The organism is Nocardia bhagyanarayanae (assembly GCF_006716565.1).
GTDB classification, from domain to species: Bacteria; Actinomycetota; Actinomycetes; order Mycobacteriales; family Mycobacteriaceae; genus Nocardia; species Nocardia bhagyanarayanae.
Genome location: NZ_VFPG01000002.1, coordinates 339848 through 356153 on the forward strand (window position 1 = coordinate 339848; position 16306 = coordinate 356153).

The 16306-nt window shown below is 69.7% G+C and carries 13 protein-coding genes; 5 read left to right on the top strand and 8 right to left on the bottom strand.

Features of this window, described 5'->3' with window-relative positions:
- Position 1: 1 nt before the first annotated feature.
- The 3 genes from FB390_RS28305 to ligD all read right to left on the bottom strand — a co-directional run bounded on the left by FB390_RS28305 (position 2) and on the right by ligD (position 3590).
- Positions 2–988 carry an alpha/beta hydrolase gene (locus tag FB390_RS28305; RefSeq protein WP_246124430.1) on the bottom strand — a complete coding sequence of 329 codons (987 nt, stop codon included), beginning with the start codon at positions 986–988 and terminating at the stop codon, positions 2–4.
- A gap of 511 nt (positions 989–1499) precedes the next feature.
- On the bottom strand, positions 1500–2450 hold the full coding sequence (locus tag FB390_RS28310; protein WP_141812304.1) for a D-isomer specific 2-hydroxyacid dehydrogenase family protein: 951 nt from the start codon (positions 2448–2450) through the stop codon (positions 1500–1502).
- A 177-nt stretch (positions 2451–2627) separates the two neighbouring features.
- Positions 2628–3590 carry a non-homologous end-joining DNA ligase gene (gene ligD / locus FB390_RS28315; protein WP_141812305.1) on the bottom strand — a complete coding sequence of 321 codons (963 nt, stop codon included), beginning with the start codon at positions 3588–3590 and terminating at the stop codon, positions 2628–2630.
- 96 nt (positions 3591–3686) lie between these two features.
- Here ligD and FB390_RS28320 point away from each other — a divergent pair, with 96 nt between their 5' ends.
- Positions 3687–3938, top strand: coding sequence for a DUF6364 family protein (locus FB390_RS28320; RefSeq protein WP_141812306.1), 252 nt, complete (start codon positions 3687–3689; stop codon positions 3936–3938).
- Positions 3935–4243, top strand: a complete 309-nt coding sequence (locus tag FB390_RS28325; RefSeq protein WP_141812307.1) for a hypothetical protein — start codon at positions 3935–3937, stop codon at positions 4241–4243. The genes FB390_RS28320 and FB390_RS28325 overlap by 4 nt, the downstream gene beginning before the upstream one ends.
- Before the next feature lie 1261 nt (positions 4244–5504).
- Here FB390_RS28325 and FB390_RS28330 read toward each other — a convergent pair.
- Entirely contained in the window at positions 5505–7637 is a 2133-nt protein-coding gene (locus tag FB390_RS28330; RefSeq protein ID WP_141813133.1) for a RecQ family ATP-dependent DNA helicase, read from the bottom strand.
- 735 nt (positions 7638–8372) lie between these two features.
- Between FB390_RS28330 and FB390_RS28335 the strand changes: the two genes are divergently transcribed.
- Positions 8373–8750, top strand: coding sequence for a hypothetical protein (locus tag FB390_RS28335; RefSeq protein ID WP_246124431.1), 378 nt, complete (start codon positions 8373–8375; stop codon positions 8748–8750).
- A gap of 112 nt (positions 8751–8862) precedes the next feature.
- Here FB390_RS28335 and FB390_RS28340 read toward each other — a convergent pair whose 3' ends face one another.
- The 4 genes from FB390_RS28340 to FB390_RS28355 form a co-directional block, all read right to left on the bottom strand.
- A complete protein-coding gene (locus FB390_RS28340; protein ID WP_141813134.1) occupies positions 8863–10086 on the bottom strand; it encodes an RtcB family protein in 1224 nt (407 codons plus the stop codon).
- 400 nt (positions 10087–10486) lie between these two features.
- Positions 10487–11578, bottom strand: coding sequence for an amidohydrolase family protein (locus tag FB390_RS28345; protein ID WP_141812308.1), 1092 nt, complete (start codon positions 11576–11578; stop codon positions 10487–10489).
- Between the two features lie 54 nt (positions 11579–11632).
- Entirely contained in the window at positions 11633–12994 is a 1362-nt protein-coding gene (locus FB390_RS28350; RefSeq protein ID WP_141812309.1) for a type I glutamate--ammonia ligase, read from the bottom strand.
- Between the two features lie 110 nt (positions 12995–13104).
- A complete protein-coding gene (locus FB390_RS28355) occupies positions 13105–13983 on the bottom strand; it encodes a ribokinase (RefSeq protein ID WP_141812310.1) in 879 nt (292 codons plus the stop codon).
- Between the two features lie 116 nt (positions 13984–14099).
- On the opposite strand from FB390_RS28355, the gene FB390_RS28360 reads away from it, so the two are divergent.
- Entirely contained in the window at positions 14100–15365 is a 1266-nt protein-coding gene (locus FB390_RS28360) for a glutamate-5-semialdehyde dehydrogenase (protein WP_141812311.1), read from the top strand.
- Positions 15366–15427: 62 nt separating this feature from the next.
- Positions 15428–16303 (top strand): AAA family ATPase, encoded by an 876-nt coding sequence (locus FB390_RS28365; RefSeq protein WP_141812312.1) that lies wholly within the window; start codon positions 15428–15430, stop codon positions 16301–16303.
- Positions 16304–16306 lie beyond the last annotated feature (3 nt).

Below are 16306 nucleotides of genomic sequence, written 5' to 3' on the forward strand. Positions count from 1 at the left end.
CTCAGCTCACCTGTTCCACATCGGTGCGCGCGGCCGATGCCGCGCCGAGGAATTCGGCGGCCCGGCGCAGGGCCAGGTCGGCCTCCGGAACCAGTCGGGGCAGCGCCTGGAAGACGTGCACCTGTCCCGGCCAGATCTCCAGCTCGCAGGCGCCGCCCGCGGCGCGCACCATCTCGTGCAGTCGCCGGGCGTCCGCGCTGAGCATCTCGGCGCCACCGGCTTGCACCAGGATCGGCGGCAACTCGATGCCCGAGGGCACGGTGAGCCGTAGTCGCGGTGTGTCGGCGGGTAGGCCGCGCGTGTATTGGCGGGGCAACCGAGCGGCGGCGCGTGCGGAGATGACCGGATCGCGCTTGCACCGTTCCTGTTCCGCGGCGAGCGTCAGGGTCAGGTCGAGCAGCGGGGAGAACATCGCCACGGCGGCGGGTTGCGGTACCGATCGAGTCCCGTTCTGCACCAAGAGATCCAGGGCGAGATGGCCGCCCGCCGAATCACAGGCGACGGCAATGTCTTTCGCCGCGAAGCCGCGCTGCAGCAGCCAGTGGTAGCCCGCGGCCACGTCGTCGGCCGCGGCGGGGAAACGGTGCTCGGGCGCGAGCCGGTAGTCGATGACGAATACCGGCAGACCGGTCTCGCGAGAGAGCCGCGCGGCGAGCCCTCGATGCGTCCGCGCCGAGCACAGGACGTATCCGCTGCCGTGGACGTAGTAGATCGCCCGCTTTCCGAACTCGACACCGTTGGCGCGCACCCATTCGCCCCGCACCGCACCTGCGCGTACCTGGCTGACAATCGTGCCCGGCGGCGGTGGCCCACCCGCCGCCATGATTGTCGCGATCAGCTTGCGCGCGAACCAGATACCCGGCGTGTTGAGCGGAATCGCGCAGTTCAGCGGCCGCAATCCATACTCGGCGGCCGCGGCGGCAAGCCCGGCGCGCAGCGAGGGCGCGGCCGGAACGCCGGGGACCGAGGTCTTCGTTGACCTTGTCATGGAGTTAAGGATCATCTTGTAATGTGCCATTTGTCAATGGCGAATTGGGTGGCGCTGGGCTCGAGTCGGCGCGCGAGGATCGGCATGATCGAGTGGGACGGACATCGCTGCCTCGGCCCCGGCGGCGTCGGTGTCCTGTGCCGGAGGCGCCTACGTGGGGCGGCTGGTGGTGAGCCACGGTGGCGTCCGGACGCGGGCGGCGCCGTTCGGTTCCCGCCTTTCGTAGCCGAGCGGGGCTCGTGCGTCGAGTCAGTGGCAAGTGTCGGCGTCTCGGACGCGCGGGCGGCGTCGCTCGACGCGCGAGCCGCGGCGGCTCGGGTGTCGGCTTTCGTGGCCGCGCCGTGCTAATGGCGGTCTTCTGTGGCAGGGCGGCAGGACGGCATTGGGTTTGGCGGTGCGGCGCTGGGCTCAGTTGGGCGGCCGGGGCGTCTGGCCTCGAGCGGTGGTCGGTGGGGAGCCTCGGTAACCGCGCGCGGGGCGGCCGGGGCGTTCGACCTCGAGCGGCGGGAACTCAGTAGCCGCGTGCGGGATCGATCGGGGCCAGCAGGTCGCGTCCCTCGACGAAGCGGACGACGTTCGCTTCGACGTGGTCGGCGAAGGCCGCGAAGCGCAACTGCGGTGGATTCGAATCATGCGGCGTCACAATGGCATTCGGCAGGACCCAGAGTGGGTGTCCGTCGGGCAGCGGCTCCGGGTCGGTGACGTCGAGTCCGGCGCCGGCGATCGCGCCGGAGGCGAGTGCCGCGACCAGCGCGTCGGTGTCGACCAGGCTGCCGCGTGCCACGTTGATCACCCACGAGGAGGGCTTCAGCCGGGCGAGGACGTCGGCGCTGATCAGGTGCTGGGTGTCGGCGGTCGCGGGCGCGGCGACCACCACGTGATCGGTGCGCGGCCACGCCTTGGACACGTGTTCGGCGGAGATCGTCTCGACGGTCGGCGGAATGCCGGGGCCGGTGACCGGTCGTCCGGACCGATTCACCGCGATGATGTGCGCGCCGAGCGGCACCAGCATCGGGATGAGCGCGCGACCGATGCCGCCCGCGCCGACGATGGTGACGGTCTTGCCGCGCAGGGTGCCGACGTGCGGGAAGAAGTCCTGCTGTCGCCAACTGCCCGCGCGCAGGTGTTCGGGCAGATAGCGAACCCCGGCGAGCAGCATCATCAGTGCGTGCTCGGCCACGCTCGCGGCGAAAGCGCCTGCGGCGGAGGTGAAAAGGACCTTCGGATGACGGGCGATCAAGCCTCCGGTGAACCAGTCCTCGACGCCGGCGGCGGGCAGCTGAACCCACTCGACGGAGTCGGGCAGCCGCTCGGGAAACTCACCCGGGCCGCCCGCCCAGATCAGCGCCCTGGCGTCGGCGAGGTCGCTCAGCGTCGCGCCACCCTCGGTGACCGCCTTCTCGAGCAAGGTCGGCGCGGGCTGGGTGGGGCCGATCGCGATCGGTACTACCGTCTCGCTCACGACCTCGCCTCGCTGACAGTCGGGCGCGACGGTGCGCTGTGTCGTCGGCTCGCTCCCCGGCGCTCACTCATGATCGCGGACCTCCTTCACCCGGTACCGGCGGCCCGCACATGGACCGACTGCTCGCCACCGCGACGTTAGCACCAGGAGGCTGTGCGCACGCCCGTCCGCGCGTCCCTACGAGTCATCCTCCGGCAGGTCCGCTTCGATCCGGTCCCGGTCTGCCCATTCGAGCAGCGGGTCGATGGCGAACACCGCGTCATCGATCCCGGCGTGCAGATCGCCCACCTCGGCGTAGCGGAACGGCACGGTCTTCATGGTGAAGTCGCGCGGGTCGATGTCGGGGATCTCGTCCCAGCGGACCGGTGTGGAGACGGTCGCTTCCGGCACGCCGCGCACCGAGTACGCCGCGGCGATGGTGTGATCGCGTGCGTTCTGGTTGTAGTCGACGAACAGCAGGTTCGGATCGCGATCGCGGCGCCACCAGGTGGTGGTGACGTCGTCGGGGGCCCGGCGCTCCACCTCGTGCGCGAAAGCCAGTGCGGCCCTTCGTACCTCGGCGAAGCCCCAGTCCGGCGCGATCCGCACGTACACGTGCAGACCCTTGCCGCCGGAGGTCTTGGGCCAGCCGACGGCGCCGAGTTCGTCGAGCACCTCGTGCACGACCCCCGCCACCCGCTGCACCCGCGACCACGGACAGTCCGGCATCGGGTCCAGGTCGATGCGCCACTCGTCGGGACGTTCGGTGTCGGCGCGACGGGAGTTCCACGGGTGGAACTCGACCGTCGACATCTGCACAGCCCAGATCACATCGGCCAGCTCGCGCACGCACAGCTCGTCGGCGTGGCGGCCGTAGCGCGGGAAGAAGACCCGGACCGTCGGAATCCACTCCGGCGCGCCCTGCGGCAAGCGCTTCTGATGCACCTTGTCGCCGGCCAGGCCCTTGGGGAAGCGGTGCAGCATGCACGGACGGTCGCGCAGCGCGTTGACGATGCCGTCGCCGACGCTCAGGTAGTACTGCACGAGGTCGAGCTTGGTCGCGCCGGTCTCGGGGAAGTACACCCGATCCGGGTTCGAGATTCGCACCGTATGGTCGCCGACGTCCAGCTCGACGGCGGGTGTCGAGGACTTGCTGGCCACGCTGCGAGCTTAATGGGGCGGACCGGTCGCGGCCGGTCGAAAGTCCGCAGATCGCGGCGGTGTCGTGCGCTGCATCCTTCTGGTATGCATGAAGGTATGAGCAAGGCGACGCGCATCACGGTGACCCTGGATCCCCAGGTCGCCGAATGGGCCAAGCAGGCCGCCGAGCGCCAGAACCGCAGCCTTTCCTCCCTGATCAACGCCTCCCTGCGGACCGCCCTCGTGCACGAAAGCCTCACCAGCCTCCCCGTCGACGACGACGCCGACCGGGCCGCCGCCCAAGACGAACTCGACCTCACCGAGTCCGCCGCCGCCGACGCCCGCCGCCGCTCCCGCGGTGCCGCATGAGACGCGGCGAAATCTGGAGCTACGCACCGACCCTCAGCGACGGCACGCCGTTCCCGCGCCGCAGCACAGTGGTGCTGGTCTCCGACCCGGCCGTCATCATCTCGCCGTACCGGTGGTTGCACGTGGTTCCCGTCGTCGCCACCGATCCGGGCCATGTGCTGGGTGTTTATACCGAACACGGCTGGGCGGACGCGCTCGAACTGCACCGTGCGTATCGGCCGTGGCTCGCCGAAAAGCTGGGCAAGTTGACTGCTGCGGAGACCGAGTCGCTGGATGCGAGTCTGCGGGCGACGTTGAGTTTGTAGGTGGTCGGCTCGTGCCCGGTTGGCTTCGGGCTGCTGCTGTTCGCACGAGGTCGGTGCGTTGGGGGCGCTGCGGTGTTTCGGAGTCGGATACGGGTTGAGGCTGTGTGCCAGAGCTGGGCAGTTGGCGGAGCTTTCGGCGCTGGCGGCTTTTGGGGACGGGGTTCCGGATGTTGTGCGTGCAAGGGGGCGCGGTTTCCCCAGGTTTGCCTCGGACGGTGCTGGGCGCGTAGGTGCCGTACCCGGCTTACCTCCCGCAGTCGGTTGGCGAAGGTTCGGCTTCCGGCGTGGTCAACCGGCTGTGGTTGCGTTTGTGGTGGGTGCGTTAGGGAGTTGGCTGCGGGTTGGTGGGGTGCGGGCAGTCTGAGGTGGGCAGGCGGTGTGTTGGCGGACGGTGCCAGCGGTCCAGTGGGCTGGGGACCGTGCCAGCAGGTCCGCGGGCTGGGACCGTGCCAGCAGGTCCGCGGGCTGGGACCGTGCCAGCAGGTCCGCGGGCTGGGACCGTGCCAGCAAGTCCGCGGGCTGGGACCGTGCCAGCAAGTCCGCGGGCTGGGACCGTGCCAGCAAATTCGCAGGCTGGGACCGTGCCAGCAAATTCGCAGGCTGGGGACCGTGCCAGCAAGTTCGTGGGCTGGGCAATGGCCCTTAGCAGCAGCGATACATGACCCGCGAATATCTCCAGACGAGGCAGCAGGACAGGCGCCCCCACCCGCAAAATCGACGGTAGTCAAATGGTGGCTTACCAAGATCAACTGACCGCCATATGACTACCGTCGAATCCATTTCTCTATCGACGGTAGTCAAATGGCGGTAGCCCCCTAGACAAACGCAACGGAACCACCCCACATCGCCACTTCAAAACGCAACCACAGCCGGTCGACCCGGCCGGAAGCCTGGACCGCGCACCCGACAGCGGGAGGTAAGCCGGGTACGGCACACGACGTGCCCAGCACCGTTCGAGGAATACCTGGGTAGGCCAAGCCATTTGGACCGGACAATCCCTGGGCATCACGTCACACAGCGCAACCGGCCACCCAACCAGCCGTACCTCGTCCACCCTCGGCCAGCACAGACCAACTGCCTGTCGACAGTGCAACGCATCCGCTTGCGTACCGCGCGGCGCCCCTCCGGCCCCGGCCCATTTCACAAAGTCCGGACGACGCGCGCCTCCCGGCGAAACGCCTGCAAAGCCTCAGCTGGCAACAAGGAACACCGAGGACGGGCGCCCCAAGACTGCGCCGAGGCGCTTGCGTAGCCGAGGCGGTTACGTGACCGAAGCCAAGGCGAACGGAAGAACAGCAGGCGCCCCCGCCCGCCGAAGCGCGTGGGCGGCGAGTGTGAGCGTCCAGCCGGTATCGGTCAGAGCGTCGACCAAGAGCACCGGCCCGTCGAGCCCGGAAAGGTCGGGCACGTCCCACGAGTCGTAGAGGCCCGCCACCCGGTGGGCGGAGTTGGCGGCAGAGACCGGCGGGTGGCCGGGGCGGGTCGGGAGCGTACCGAGATCGCGAAGGCGCCCGATCTCGGCCAGGCGCGCGGCGAGGGTCGCGGTCAACACGGGATGGCGGTCGGGGGCGAGTGCCATGACCGAGGTCGGCCGGGTGGACCAATCCCAGTCGCGCAGGACCGCGATGCAGGCGTCGAAGACGGCGTCGGGCACGGGATCGTCGGGTGCGTCGAGCAGTGCGCGCAGGCGCTGGCCCCAGCCGAGATCGGTGAGCCTGCCGAGGACGCGGCCGGTCTCCGCGCCGTCGCTGATCTTGCCGGACAGCGGGATGCCGAGCTTGGCCATGCCGGTCGGCCACTGTTTGCGAGGAGCGAGGTCCAGACCGGGGCGGTCCAAGCGGGCGCGGGTGGCCACGACGGCATCGGCGTCCACCGTGGCGTCCGGACGCGTACCGGTGCAGTTGTCGCAGCGACCGCAGCCCGGGGCTTCGCCGTCCAGTGCGGGCAGGCCGGGGTCGTCGAGTTGGCGGCGCAGGAAGTTCATCCGGCAGCCGGTGGTCGACTGGTAGTCCAGCATCGCCTGCTGTTCGACCTCGCGGGCGGCGGACAGCCGTTCGTAGCGCTCGGTGTCGTAGACCCATGGCTCGCCGGTGGCGATCCAGCCGCCGCGCACCCGGCGCACGGCGCCGTCCACGTCCAGTACCTTCAGCACCATCTCCAAGCGGGAACGGTTCAGCTCCACCAGCGGTTCGAGCGCGGCGGTGGAGAGCGCGCGGTCGTGGTCGAGGGCGTCGAGCACGCTGCGCACGATGTGCTCGCGCGGGAAGGCGACCGAGGCGAAGTAGCTCCAGATCCGGGTGTCCTCCGGGCCGGGCAGCAGCACCACCTCGGCGCGTTCGGTACCGCGACCCGCGCGGCCCACCTGCTGGTAATAGGCGATGGGCGACGAAGGCGCGCCGACGTGCACGACGAACCCGAGATCGGGTTTGTCGAAACCCATGCCCAGCGCGGAGGTCGCGACGAGCGCTTTGACCTCGTTGCGCAGCAGCGCCGATTCCAGCGCCTCGCGTTCGGCCGGATCGGTCTGACCGGTGTAGGCCGCGACGTTGTGGCCGTGCGAGTTCAGCACGTCGGCCAGGTCGTGCGCGGCGGCGACGGTGAGGGTGTAGACGATGCCGGAACCGGGCAGGCGGTGCAGGTGGCCGCTCAGCCAGGCCGTCCGCTCCACCGGGTCGTCGAAGCGCACCACCGACATGTGCAGCGATTCCCGGTCGAGGGTGCCGCGCAGGACGAGGGTGTCGGTGCCGATCTGGGTCGCGACGTCGGTGACCACGCGGTCGTTGGCGGTCGCGGTGGTGGCGAGCACCGGCACGTCGGAACCGAGATCGGCGATCAGAGTGCGAATGCGGCGGTAGTCGGGGCGGAAATCGTGGCCCCAGTCGGAAACGCAGTGCGCCTCGTCGATGACCACGAGCCCCGCATCGGCGGCCAGCTTCGGCAGCACCTGATCGCGGAAGTCCGGGTTGTTCAACCGTTCCGGGCTCACCAGCAGGACGTCGATCTCGCCACGGGCGACCCGCTCGTGGATCTCGTCCCATTCGGTGACATTGCCCGAATTGATTGTCGCCGCGACCACGCCCGCGCGCTCTGCCGCCGCCACCTGATTGCGCATCAGTGCCAGCAGCGGCGACACGATCACGGTCGGACCCCGGCCCTCGGCGCGCAACAACTTCGCCGCGATGAAGTACACCGCCGACTTACCCCAGCCGGTGCGCTGCACGACCAGAGCCCGTCGCCGGTGAACTACCAGCGCCTCGATCGCGGTCCACTGATCCTCGCGTAGCCGCGCCCCCGCCCCCGCCAGCTCGCGCAACAGTGCTTCGGCCCGCTCCCGCAGGTCGGAAGTGGTGCCGTCGATCGCGAAACTCTCCTCGGCGGTGGTCACGCGCTCCATCGTGCCCCACACCACCGACACCTTCCGCGGCCCGCCCCTCTCGCGAGACAGAACGGGCCCGCCCATCGCGCTGTCCGTCGTGCGGCAGCCACGACGCCGTTCGTCGGGTAGATGCCGCGAGGTACCGGGAAAGGGGACGGTCCACCGCTCGCCGTCGTTCCTGCGGCAGCCGCGCTGCTGTTCTTCGGACGGGCCGCGGCGGCATGCAGGTGCACATGCGACAGCGCACCGCCCGCCGCGCTGTCGTTGCCGCAGGCAGCCAGTACTCCGTCCTCGGACCAAGTGACGCGGAGTACGGAGTAGACAACACGGCGCACCGCCCGGCGCCCGCTGTGGTGTCGTTCGTCCGGCACCTGCCCGCTGAGGGCCGCGGAGTACGAGCGACGCACCGCCCGCGGCACTCTTGTTCATGCGCCAGTCGCGACGCCGTCTTGGGACGAAGTGCGCCGAGGCCGACAGAGCCCGCGCGGTGAAGTGCCGCTCCGGCGGGCCCACCGACGAGACCCGCGAACTCCCGATCCGCCACCGAACCGGTGCGTCTGCGAGATCATCGTGGTACTCCGTGGCCGCTCGAAAAGCGGTGCCGCAGGGCGACAATGGACGGCAGTGGCGGGATCGCAGGAGGCGAACGATGTCGTATCAGTACCAGCCGCCACCGAACTGGGCCCCGCCAGGCGCGCAGTTCCGCACGAGCGGGAACGTCGGACGGACGCTCGTCGCCGTGCTGATCGGGTTGTGGTCACGCCGATCGGGATCGCGTTGGCCGCGCACGGCGCCGCCGACACCACGCAGTGGGTGATCCTCGGCGACACCGCCGACCGACTCGGCTCGACCTTCCAGATCCTCGGCGGCGCAGCGCTTCTCCTCCTGGTAGCCGCACTCGCCGCCTACTCGCCCGTGGGCACGATCGTGGCCGGTCTGGTCTGGGGCGTTTTCCCCGGCATCGTCTATTTCCTGTTCCCGGACGACACATTCCGCCTGATCGACGAACTACCACTACTCTCCGCGGAAACCCGCCTCGCGGTCCACGCCTGGGTGATCAACGGCAGCATCTTCCTCGCGGGCGTCCTACTCGTCGGCGCAGGCATCGCGGGCACCCTGCGCCGCCGCTGATCTCGGCGCGCGACTGCCTCGCCGTGTCGACCGTGCGCTCGGCTCGAGATCCTGCCTGCGATGGCCTCACGGCGAACACCCCCGAGGCCATCGCGCACGCCGGACGCCGACCTCACCCCTTGACACAGAGCACCTGACGCAGCGTCGCCACCACATCGACCAGGTCGCGCTGGGCGGCGATGACCTCGTCGATGTCCTTGTAGGCGGCCGGAATCTCGTCCACGACACCGGCGTCCTTGCGGGACTCGACGCCTTCGGTCTGGGCGATCAGGTCCGCGACGGTGAACTGCTTCTTCGCCGCGTTCCGGCTCATCCGGCGGCCCGCGCCGTGCGAGGCCGACTGGAACGAGTCGGGATTTCCCTTGCCCCGGACGACATACGAGCGCGTACCCATCGAGCCCGGGATCAGCGCCAGATCACCTTCGCCCGCGCGAACGGCGCCCTTGCGGGTCACCAGCATCGGCATACCGTCGATAATCTCCTCCGCCACATAGTTGTGGTGGCAGGAGATCGGGGCGTCGAAACGCACGGTCCGACCCGAGAATTCGTCGCGCACGGCACGACATACCAGCGCGAGCATCACCGCACGGTTACGCGCCGCGTACTCCTGCGCCCAGGTCAAATCGTGGCGGTAGGCATCCATTTCCGGAGTGCCGGAAAGGAATACCGCCAAATCCCGGTCCGGAAGGTCGACATTGTGCGGCAATGCACGCGCGACGGTCATGTGCCGTTCCGCGAGCTCCTTGCCGATATTGCGGCTACCGGAATGCAGCAGGATCCATACCGTGTCGTCCTGATCCAGGCAGATTTCGATGAAGTGATTCCCTCCCCCGAGGGTGCCCATCTGCTTGTGCGCCTTGGACTCCCGCGCGCTCACACCCTTGTCGAGGGTGTCGAACGAACGCCAGAACCGATTCCACCCCGAACGCAACGTCGGAGTGCTCGCGCCGAGCGCCGAGGCCTCCGCGCCGATCTTGCCCACGTTGACCGGGTCGTCGTGCGCGTGGAAGCCCACCGGCACGGCGGCCTCGATCCGCGACCGCAGCGAATGCAGGTTGTCGGGCAGGTCGGCGGCGGTCAGGTCAGTCCGCACGCTCTCCATGCCGCAGCCGATGTCGACACCGACGGCCGCGGGCGCCACCGCGTTCTTCATCGCGATGACCGACCCGACCGTCGCCCCTTTACCCAGGTGCACGTCCGGCATCACGCGCACCCCGTGCACCCATTCGAGTTGCGCGATGTTCCGCAGCTGCCGCAGCGCGGCAGGCTCGATATCGTGCTCGTTTGCCCACATCAGCGTCTGCGCCCGGGTGCCGCGCAGCTCGACGGGAAACATCGGTCTACCTTCTTTCTCTCTCGATGATTCCACCGTAAAGACTGGTTGACCGCATCGCACCCGATTAAAACGCGCCGTCACCCGGTGCCGACGGTCCACAGCAGCGTCGCCGCGACGCGGGATCCGAGCCCGAGGCGGACACAAATCGTTATCTCCAATTCGGGCGCCGGACCTACCCGGCATTCGCAGCAGCGGTGCGAGCGGTTCGGCGCGCCAGTTGCGTTTCGAAGTCGAGCTGAGCAGGGTCGACGGACCGATATCACCTGCCCAACGGCGTCACGCTCGCCACCTCGGGCAGTGGAGACCTCGCGAGCATTTCCCGAGCCGAACTGTTACCGGTCTCGAGTTCGGCCTTCGACGATCGTGGCCGCGAGGATTTCCGTGTCGCGGCGATCGCGCTCTACCGCGGCCTGGGTTTCCGCGAAGTATCCGAAGACGGGTAGATCCGCTCCGCGTTCCCGTGGGCGAGCCGGGAGACGAGGGCTTCGGCGTCGGCGATCGTGATGACATCGTCGCCGAGCCATTCGTCCACCAACTTGCCGAGCGCTTCGCGCCACAGCACCGCGCCGAGGTAGTGCAGTTCCGGAAGACCGTATCCGTCCGACGAGTACAGCAACGAGCGAAAGGGCGCGAGCTCCAGCGCTTCGCCGAGCACGGCCCGCGCGCCACGCCCGACGTGCGGGATGGCGAGGCCGAGGTCCATGTGGACGTGCTCGAACAGGTGGCTGAGATAGGCGGCGTTGCGGTGGAACGGCCAGCAGTGCAGCAGCACGACGGTGAGGCCGGTGTTCGCGCGCAGGAAGTCGGTGAGCAGCAGCGGGTCGGCGCGGTGCAGGCGCAGGTCGGGGTCGCCGAAGCCGGTGTGGATTTGCAGCGGCAGGCCCAGTTCCGCGCCGAGCCGGGCGCCGAGTCCGACGAGCCAGCCGAGCGTTGCGGGGTCGGTGAGGCGGTGTTCGGGCGCGAGCGTGGGCGGGGGCGTGCTCGTGAGCGGGAAATCGAGGCCGACTCGATAGGCGACGACGGTCTTGAGTCCGACCGCGCCGGCGGCCCGTTCCCGCACCGCGGCCTCGATGCGGTCGAAGACCTTGGCGGTGCCGCCGACCTCCGCGATGACTTGTTCGGCGACCTGCTCGAGCCGGACGATCTCGCCGACCTCGCCACCGGCCAGCTCGCCGAACTCGGAGAGATCGGTGAGTCCGCCGGGCAGTCCGGTGTCGACCAGCCAGCGCGCCGTCCCCGCCGCGCCGAGCAGTCGCGCGGCCACCTCTCGCCAGCCGAGATCGGCGCGGCGCGCTAAATATGCGTCCGCCCCGGTGTGCGGCGGCAGGTCGAGCACCGGCGCGCACCAGCGCCGCACCGCGAGCCCGAGCGCGGAGTCGAAGCTGCCGCGCGGTCCTTCGCCGAGCAGCGCCTCGAAGCCGGGACGGTCCAGGTCGGCGGCCGTGACGCCGTGGCAGTGGTGGTCGGTGAGCGTGACGTCATCGGTGAGCATGATCAGCGCCCTCCACGGGTCGTGCAGCCGCGCCGACCGGCAGCCAGCCGGCCATCAGAACCGCCAGAGGGTGAGTTCGACGAGCTCTTCCGGAGTCGCGTCACGGTAGCGATAAGCCTCGGCCCGCCGCACGGTGAGCAGCGCGTCGTGCAGTTCGGGCCCCATCGCCTCGGCCAGCACCGCGGAGGCCGCCAAATGCTCGGCCGCTTCCGCGGCATTGGTCGGCAGCCTGGGCACCTGGTTCTTCTTTCCGAAAGTCGCTGGATCGCCGATGATCTCGTTGGGCAGCGGCAAGCCCGCCGCGATACCCGCGAGCCCGGCGGCGATCACCGCACCGACGATGAGATAGGGATTGCCCGTCCCGTCGAAGCATTTGACCTCGGCATTGGCGGCCCAGCGTTCGGTACCGCGTACACCCGTGACGAAACGCACTGCCGCTTCGCGTGTTTCACGTCCCCAGCACTGCCAGATCCCCGCCCATCGGGAGGGTTGCAGCCGCAGGAAACTGGCCGGATTCCCGGCGCCGATCGCGACCAGTGCGGGCAGTTCCCGCAGCACGCCGGCCAGGAACGCCGCGCCTTGCTCCTTCATCCCATAGGGGCCCGGCCCGTCGGCGAACAGCGAACCGCGTTCGTCGTGCGCCGAGAAATGCAGGTGCGCACCGGAACCCGCGCCGCCAGGAAAGAGGCAGGGCGCCAGCGTCGCGCGCCAGCCGTACTTCTCGCTGAGCTGCCGTATCGTATGCCGCAGCAGCACCGCCGCGTCGGCCGCCGCGACCGGCTCGGTGGGCGCGATGGAGATCTCCAGCTGCGACACCGCGTATTCCGGGTGGAACTGTTCGACCCGGAGGCCCTGCTGAATCAGTAGACCTACCAATTCGCGCGCATACTCCGCCACTCGACCGAGCCGGACGAGGCCGTAACCGGGTCCGCGTATCGCGGGGGTGAAGCCGGTCTCGTCCTCGGCGCGGCCCAGCGCCCACTCCGTCTCGAAGGCCATCGACAGCCGCAATCCCGCCTGCCGCGCCGCCGCAACCTGCCGCTCCGCGAAACCGCGCTGACAGGCCGCGAACCGCGTGCCGTCCTGGGTGTACTTGTCGGTGGGCGCCCACGCCCAGCCGGGTTGACCGGCGAGTTCGGTGAGCGCGGCGAGGTCGGGGACGAGCCGCAGGTCCCCGTCGGGTCCGCCGAGATAGCGGCCCACCGTCATCAGATCGTCGAAACCGAAGGTCTCGAAACACGGCGAGACGCCGACGCCGAAGCGCGCCGCGTGTTCCAGCCGCGCGGCCGGTACCGCCTTCACCCGCGTGATGCCCGCGTTGTCCACGAAGGTCAGCGCGACCATCTCGGGGTCGACGCGCTCGATGAGCGCCGCCGCTTCCCCGTCGGCCGGAATGCGCTCTGGCATGGTGGGCATGAATCCCAACGATAGGCGCTGCGCCACGCGGCCGTGGGGACAACACGGGGACGCGCCGGGACACGACGAAACCGCCTTCGCGGGCCGCCGGAGCGGCGGGGGAGAGCCGGCTAGACGGAATGTTCGCCGAGCAGGGCCTCGATGAGTTCGCGGTCGGGTATCGCAGTGCTCGCGCCGAGCCGTGTCGTGGCCAGAGCTCCTGCGGCACAAGCCCATTGGAGCGCGGTACGCGGTCCGCGATGCCAGGCGGCGGCCAGCGCGCCGGTGAAGGTGTCGCCCGCGCCGGTGGTGTCGACGACGTCCACCGGCAGGCCGGGAACCGACAGCTCGGCGCCGTCCGGGCCGCGATAGGTCGCGCCCGCCGCCCCTCGGGTGACCACGAGGTGCTCGACCGCGTTCAGCGCACCGCCCAGCTCCACCTCCTCACCCGAATTCACCACGGCCACATCGACGAATTCCCACAGCTCCGACGGAAGACGTTGCGCGGGCGATGGATTGAGCATCACGACCGTTCCGTTGGCGCGAGCGTGGCGCGCGGCGGCGGCAACGGTCTGCACCGGAATCTCCAACTGGCACAGCAACACATCGGACGCGGCGATCACGGCGAGATCGTCCGAGGTCAGCTCGGTCAGCGTCGCGTTGGCCCCGCCGACGACGATGATGCTGTTCTCACCCGTGTCGTCCACCACGATGGCGGCGATCCCGCTCGGGCCCGGCACCGTGCGCAGCCGGTCGGCGCCGACGCCCGACGCGGTGAGCACCCGGCGCAGGTCGCCCGCGAACACGTCGGATCCGACCGCGCCGAGAAACGACACCGCGCCACCCGCCCGTCGCGCCGCGATCGCCTGGTTCGAGCCCTTGCCGCCCGGCACCATGGTGAATCCGCTGCCGAGCACCGTCTCACCTGGCGCCGGGCGTCGCCGAGTGGTGGTGACGAGATCCATGTTGATGCTGCCGAGCACGGCTATCGCGGGAGCGTCAGCGGTCATACCGCCGGACGGTAGTCCCCGGTCGCCGCGCCCGCACGCAACATGACGGTCCGTCCGCGCGCCGGGGTGCTCGAGCAGGTGGAAAGCGCCGCCGACCCGGTGCGTAGGCTGTACCCATGACGGTAGGAACGACGACCGAGCTGGATGTCCGCGAGGCGGTACACGACGCCGCGCGAAAGGCCCGCGTCGCGTCCAGGGCGCTGGCCCAGCTGACCACCGCGCAGAAGAACGAGGCGCTGCACGCCGCCGCAGACGCGCTGCTCGCGGCGGCCGACACGGTGCTGGCGGCCAACGACAAGGACATCGCGACCGCCGAGGCCGCGGGCACCGAGGCCTCGCTGCTGGACCGGCTGCGGCTGACCAAGGCGCGCATCGACGGCATCGCCTCCGGATTGCGTCAGGTGGCCGGTCTGCCGGATCCGATCGGCGGCGTGGTGCGCGGCTCGACGCTGCCCAACGGTCTCGAGGTCCGTCAGGTGCGGGTGCCGCTCGGCGTGGTCGGCATGGTGTACGAGGCCCGGCCGAACGTCACCGTCGACGCCTTCGGTCTCGCGCTGAAATCGGGCAACGCCGCACTGCTTCGCGGTTCCTCCTCGGCCGCCGAGTCCAATGCCGCGCTGGTCGACGTGCTGCGCAAAGCACTGGCGGCGCAGGGCATTCCGGCCGACGCCGTGCAGCTGCTCCCCAGCCACGACCGCTCCAGCGTGACCCACCTGATCCAGGCGCGCGGCCTGGTCGACGTGGTGATCCCGCGCGGCGGCGCGGGGCTGATCAACGCGGTGGTGCGCGACGCCACCGTGCCGACCATCGAGACCGGCACCGGCAACTGCCACGTCTACGTGCACGCGGCCGCCGACCTGGAGATGGCCGAGCAGATCTTGATCAACGCCAAGACCCGCCGGCCCAGCGTCTGCAACGCGGCCGAGACGCTGCTCATCGACAAGGCCATCGCCGACACCGCGCTGCCCAAGCTCACCGCGGCACTGGAGCGGCACGGCGTCACCATCCACGGCGACCTGCCCGGTCAGGTGCCCGCCACCGACGCCGACTGGGGCGAGGAGTACCTCACCCTCGACATCGCGCTCAAGATCGTCGACGACCTGGACGCCGCCGTCGAGCACATCAACACCTGGGGCACCGGCCACACCGAGGCCATCGTCACCGCCGAACTGGCGGCGGCGCGGGAGTTCACCAGCCGGGTCGACGCGGCGGCGGTGATGGTCAACGCGTCCACCGCGTTCACCGACGGCGAGCAGTTCGGCTTCGGCGCCGAGATCGGCATTTCCACCCAGAAGCTGCACGCACGCGGCCCGATGGCGCTGCCGGAGCTCACCTCCACCAAGTGGATCGTCTGGGGCGACGGGCAGACCCGGCCGGTGTAGTCCGCGCCGCGCGGGCTTTTCGGAGGCGACCGCCTCCTGCTTTTCGAAGGAAGGACTGACCAGTGGCCGATGCTCAGCAAGAGCCGATCTTCACCTCGGTCGACGATGTGATCGAGCGGCTCGCCACCACCGGCTATCTGGCCGACAAGGCCACCGCCACCTCGGTGTTCCTCGCCGACCGGCTGGGCAAGCCGCTGCTGATCGAGGGCCCGGCCGGTGTCGGCAAGACCGAACTGGCCCGTGCCGTCGCGCAGACCGCGGGCGCGGAACTGGTGCGGTTGCAGTGCTACGAGGGCGTCGACGAGGCCCGCGCGCTGTACGAGTGGAACCACGCCAAGCAGATCCTGCGCATCCAGGCCTCCAGCGAAAACGATTGGCAGGAGACGAAAGCCGACGTCTTCACCGAGGAGTTCCTGCTCTCCCGGCCGCTGCTGACCGCCATCCGCCGCGCCGACCCCACGGTGCTGCTGATCGACGAGACCGACAAAGCCGACGTCGAGATCGAGGGCCTGCTGCTCGAGGTGCTCAGCGATTTCGCCGTCACCGTCCCGGAATTGGGCACCATCACCGCCAGCCGCAAGCCGTTCGTGGTGCTGACCTCCAACGCCACCAGGGAGCTGTCCGAGGCGCTCAAGCGCCGCTGCCTGTACCTGCACCTGGACTTCCCGGACGAGGAACTCGAGCGCCGCATCCTGGCCAGCCGGGTGCCGGAGCTGTCCGCCGCGGTGTCGGCCCAGCTGGTGCGCATCGTGCACGTGCTGCGCGGGATGCAGCTGAAGAAGCTGCCCTCGGTCGCCGAATCCATCGACTGGGGCCGCACCCTGCTGGCGCTCGGCCTGAAGGACCTGGACGACACTACCGTGCGCGCCACTCTCGGCGTCGTGCTGAAACACCAGAGCGATCACCAGCGCGCGCTGGCCGAGCTGAAGCTGGCCTGAGCC

Coding starts and splice junctions, on each gene's coding strand:
- FB390_RS28305 (WP_246124430.1), bottom strand. CDS start 988: ATGACAAGGTCAACGAAGACCTCGGTCCCCGGCGTTCCGGCCGCGCCC.
- FB390_RS28320 (WP_141812306.1), top strand. CDS start 3,687: ATGAGCAAGGCGACGCGCATCACGGTGACCCTGGATCCCCAGGTCGCC.
- FB390_RS28325 (WP_141812307.1), top strand. CDS start 3,935: ATGAGACGCGGCGAAATCTGGAGCTACGCACCGACCCTCAGCGACGGC.
- FB390_RS28330 (WP_141813133.1), bottom strand. CDS start 7,637: ATGGAGCGCGTGACCACCGCCGAGGAGAGTTTCGCGATCGACGGCACC.
- FB390_RS28340 (WP_141813134.1), bottom strand. CDS start 10,086: ATGTTTCCCGTCGAGCTGCGCGGCACCCGGGCGCAGACGCTGATGTGG.
- FB390_RS28345 (WP_141812308.1), bottom strand. CDS start 11,578: ATGCTCACCGATGACGTCACGCTCACCGACCACCACTGCCACGGCGTC.
- FB390_RS28350 (WP_141812309.1), bottom strand. CDS start 12,994: ATGCCCACCATGCCAGAGCGCATTCCGGCCGACGGGGAAGCGGCGGCG.
- FB390_RS28355 (WP_141812310.1), bottom strand. CDS start 13,983: ATGACCGCTGACGCTCCCGCGATAGCCGTGCTCGGCAGCATCAACATG.
- FB390_RS28360 (WP_141812311.1), top strand. CDS start 14,100: ATGACGGTAGGAACGACGACCGAGCTGGATGTCCGCGAGGCGGTACAC.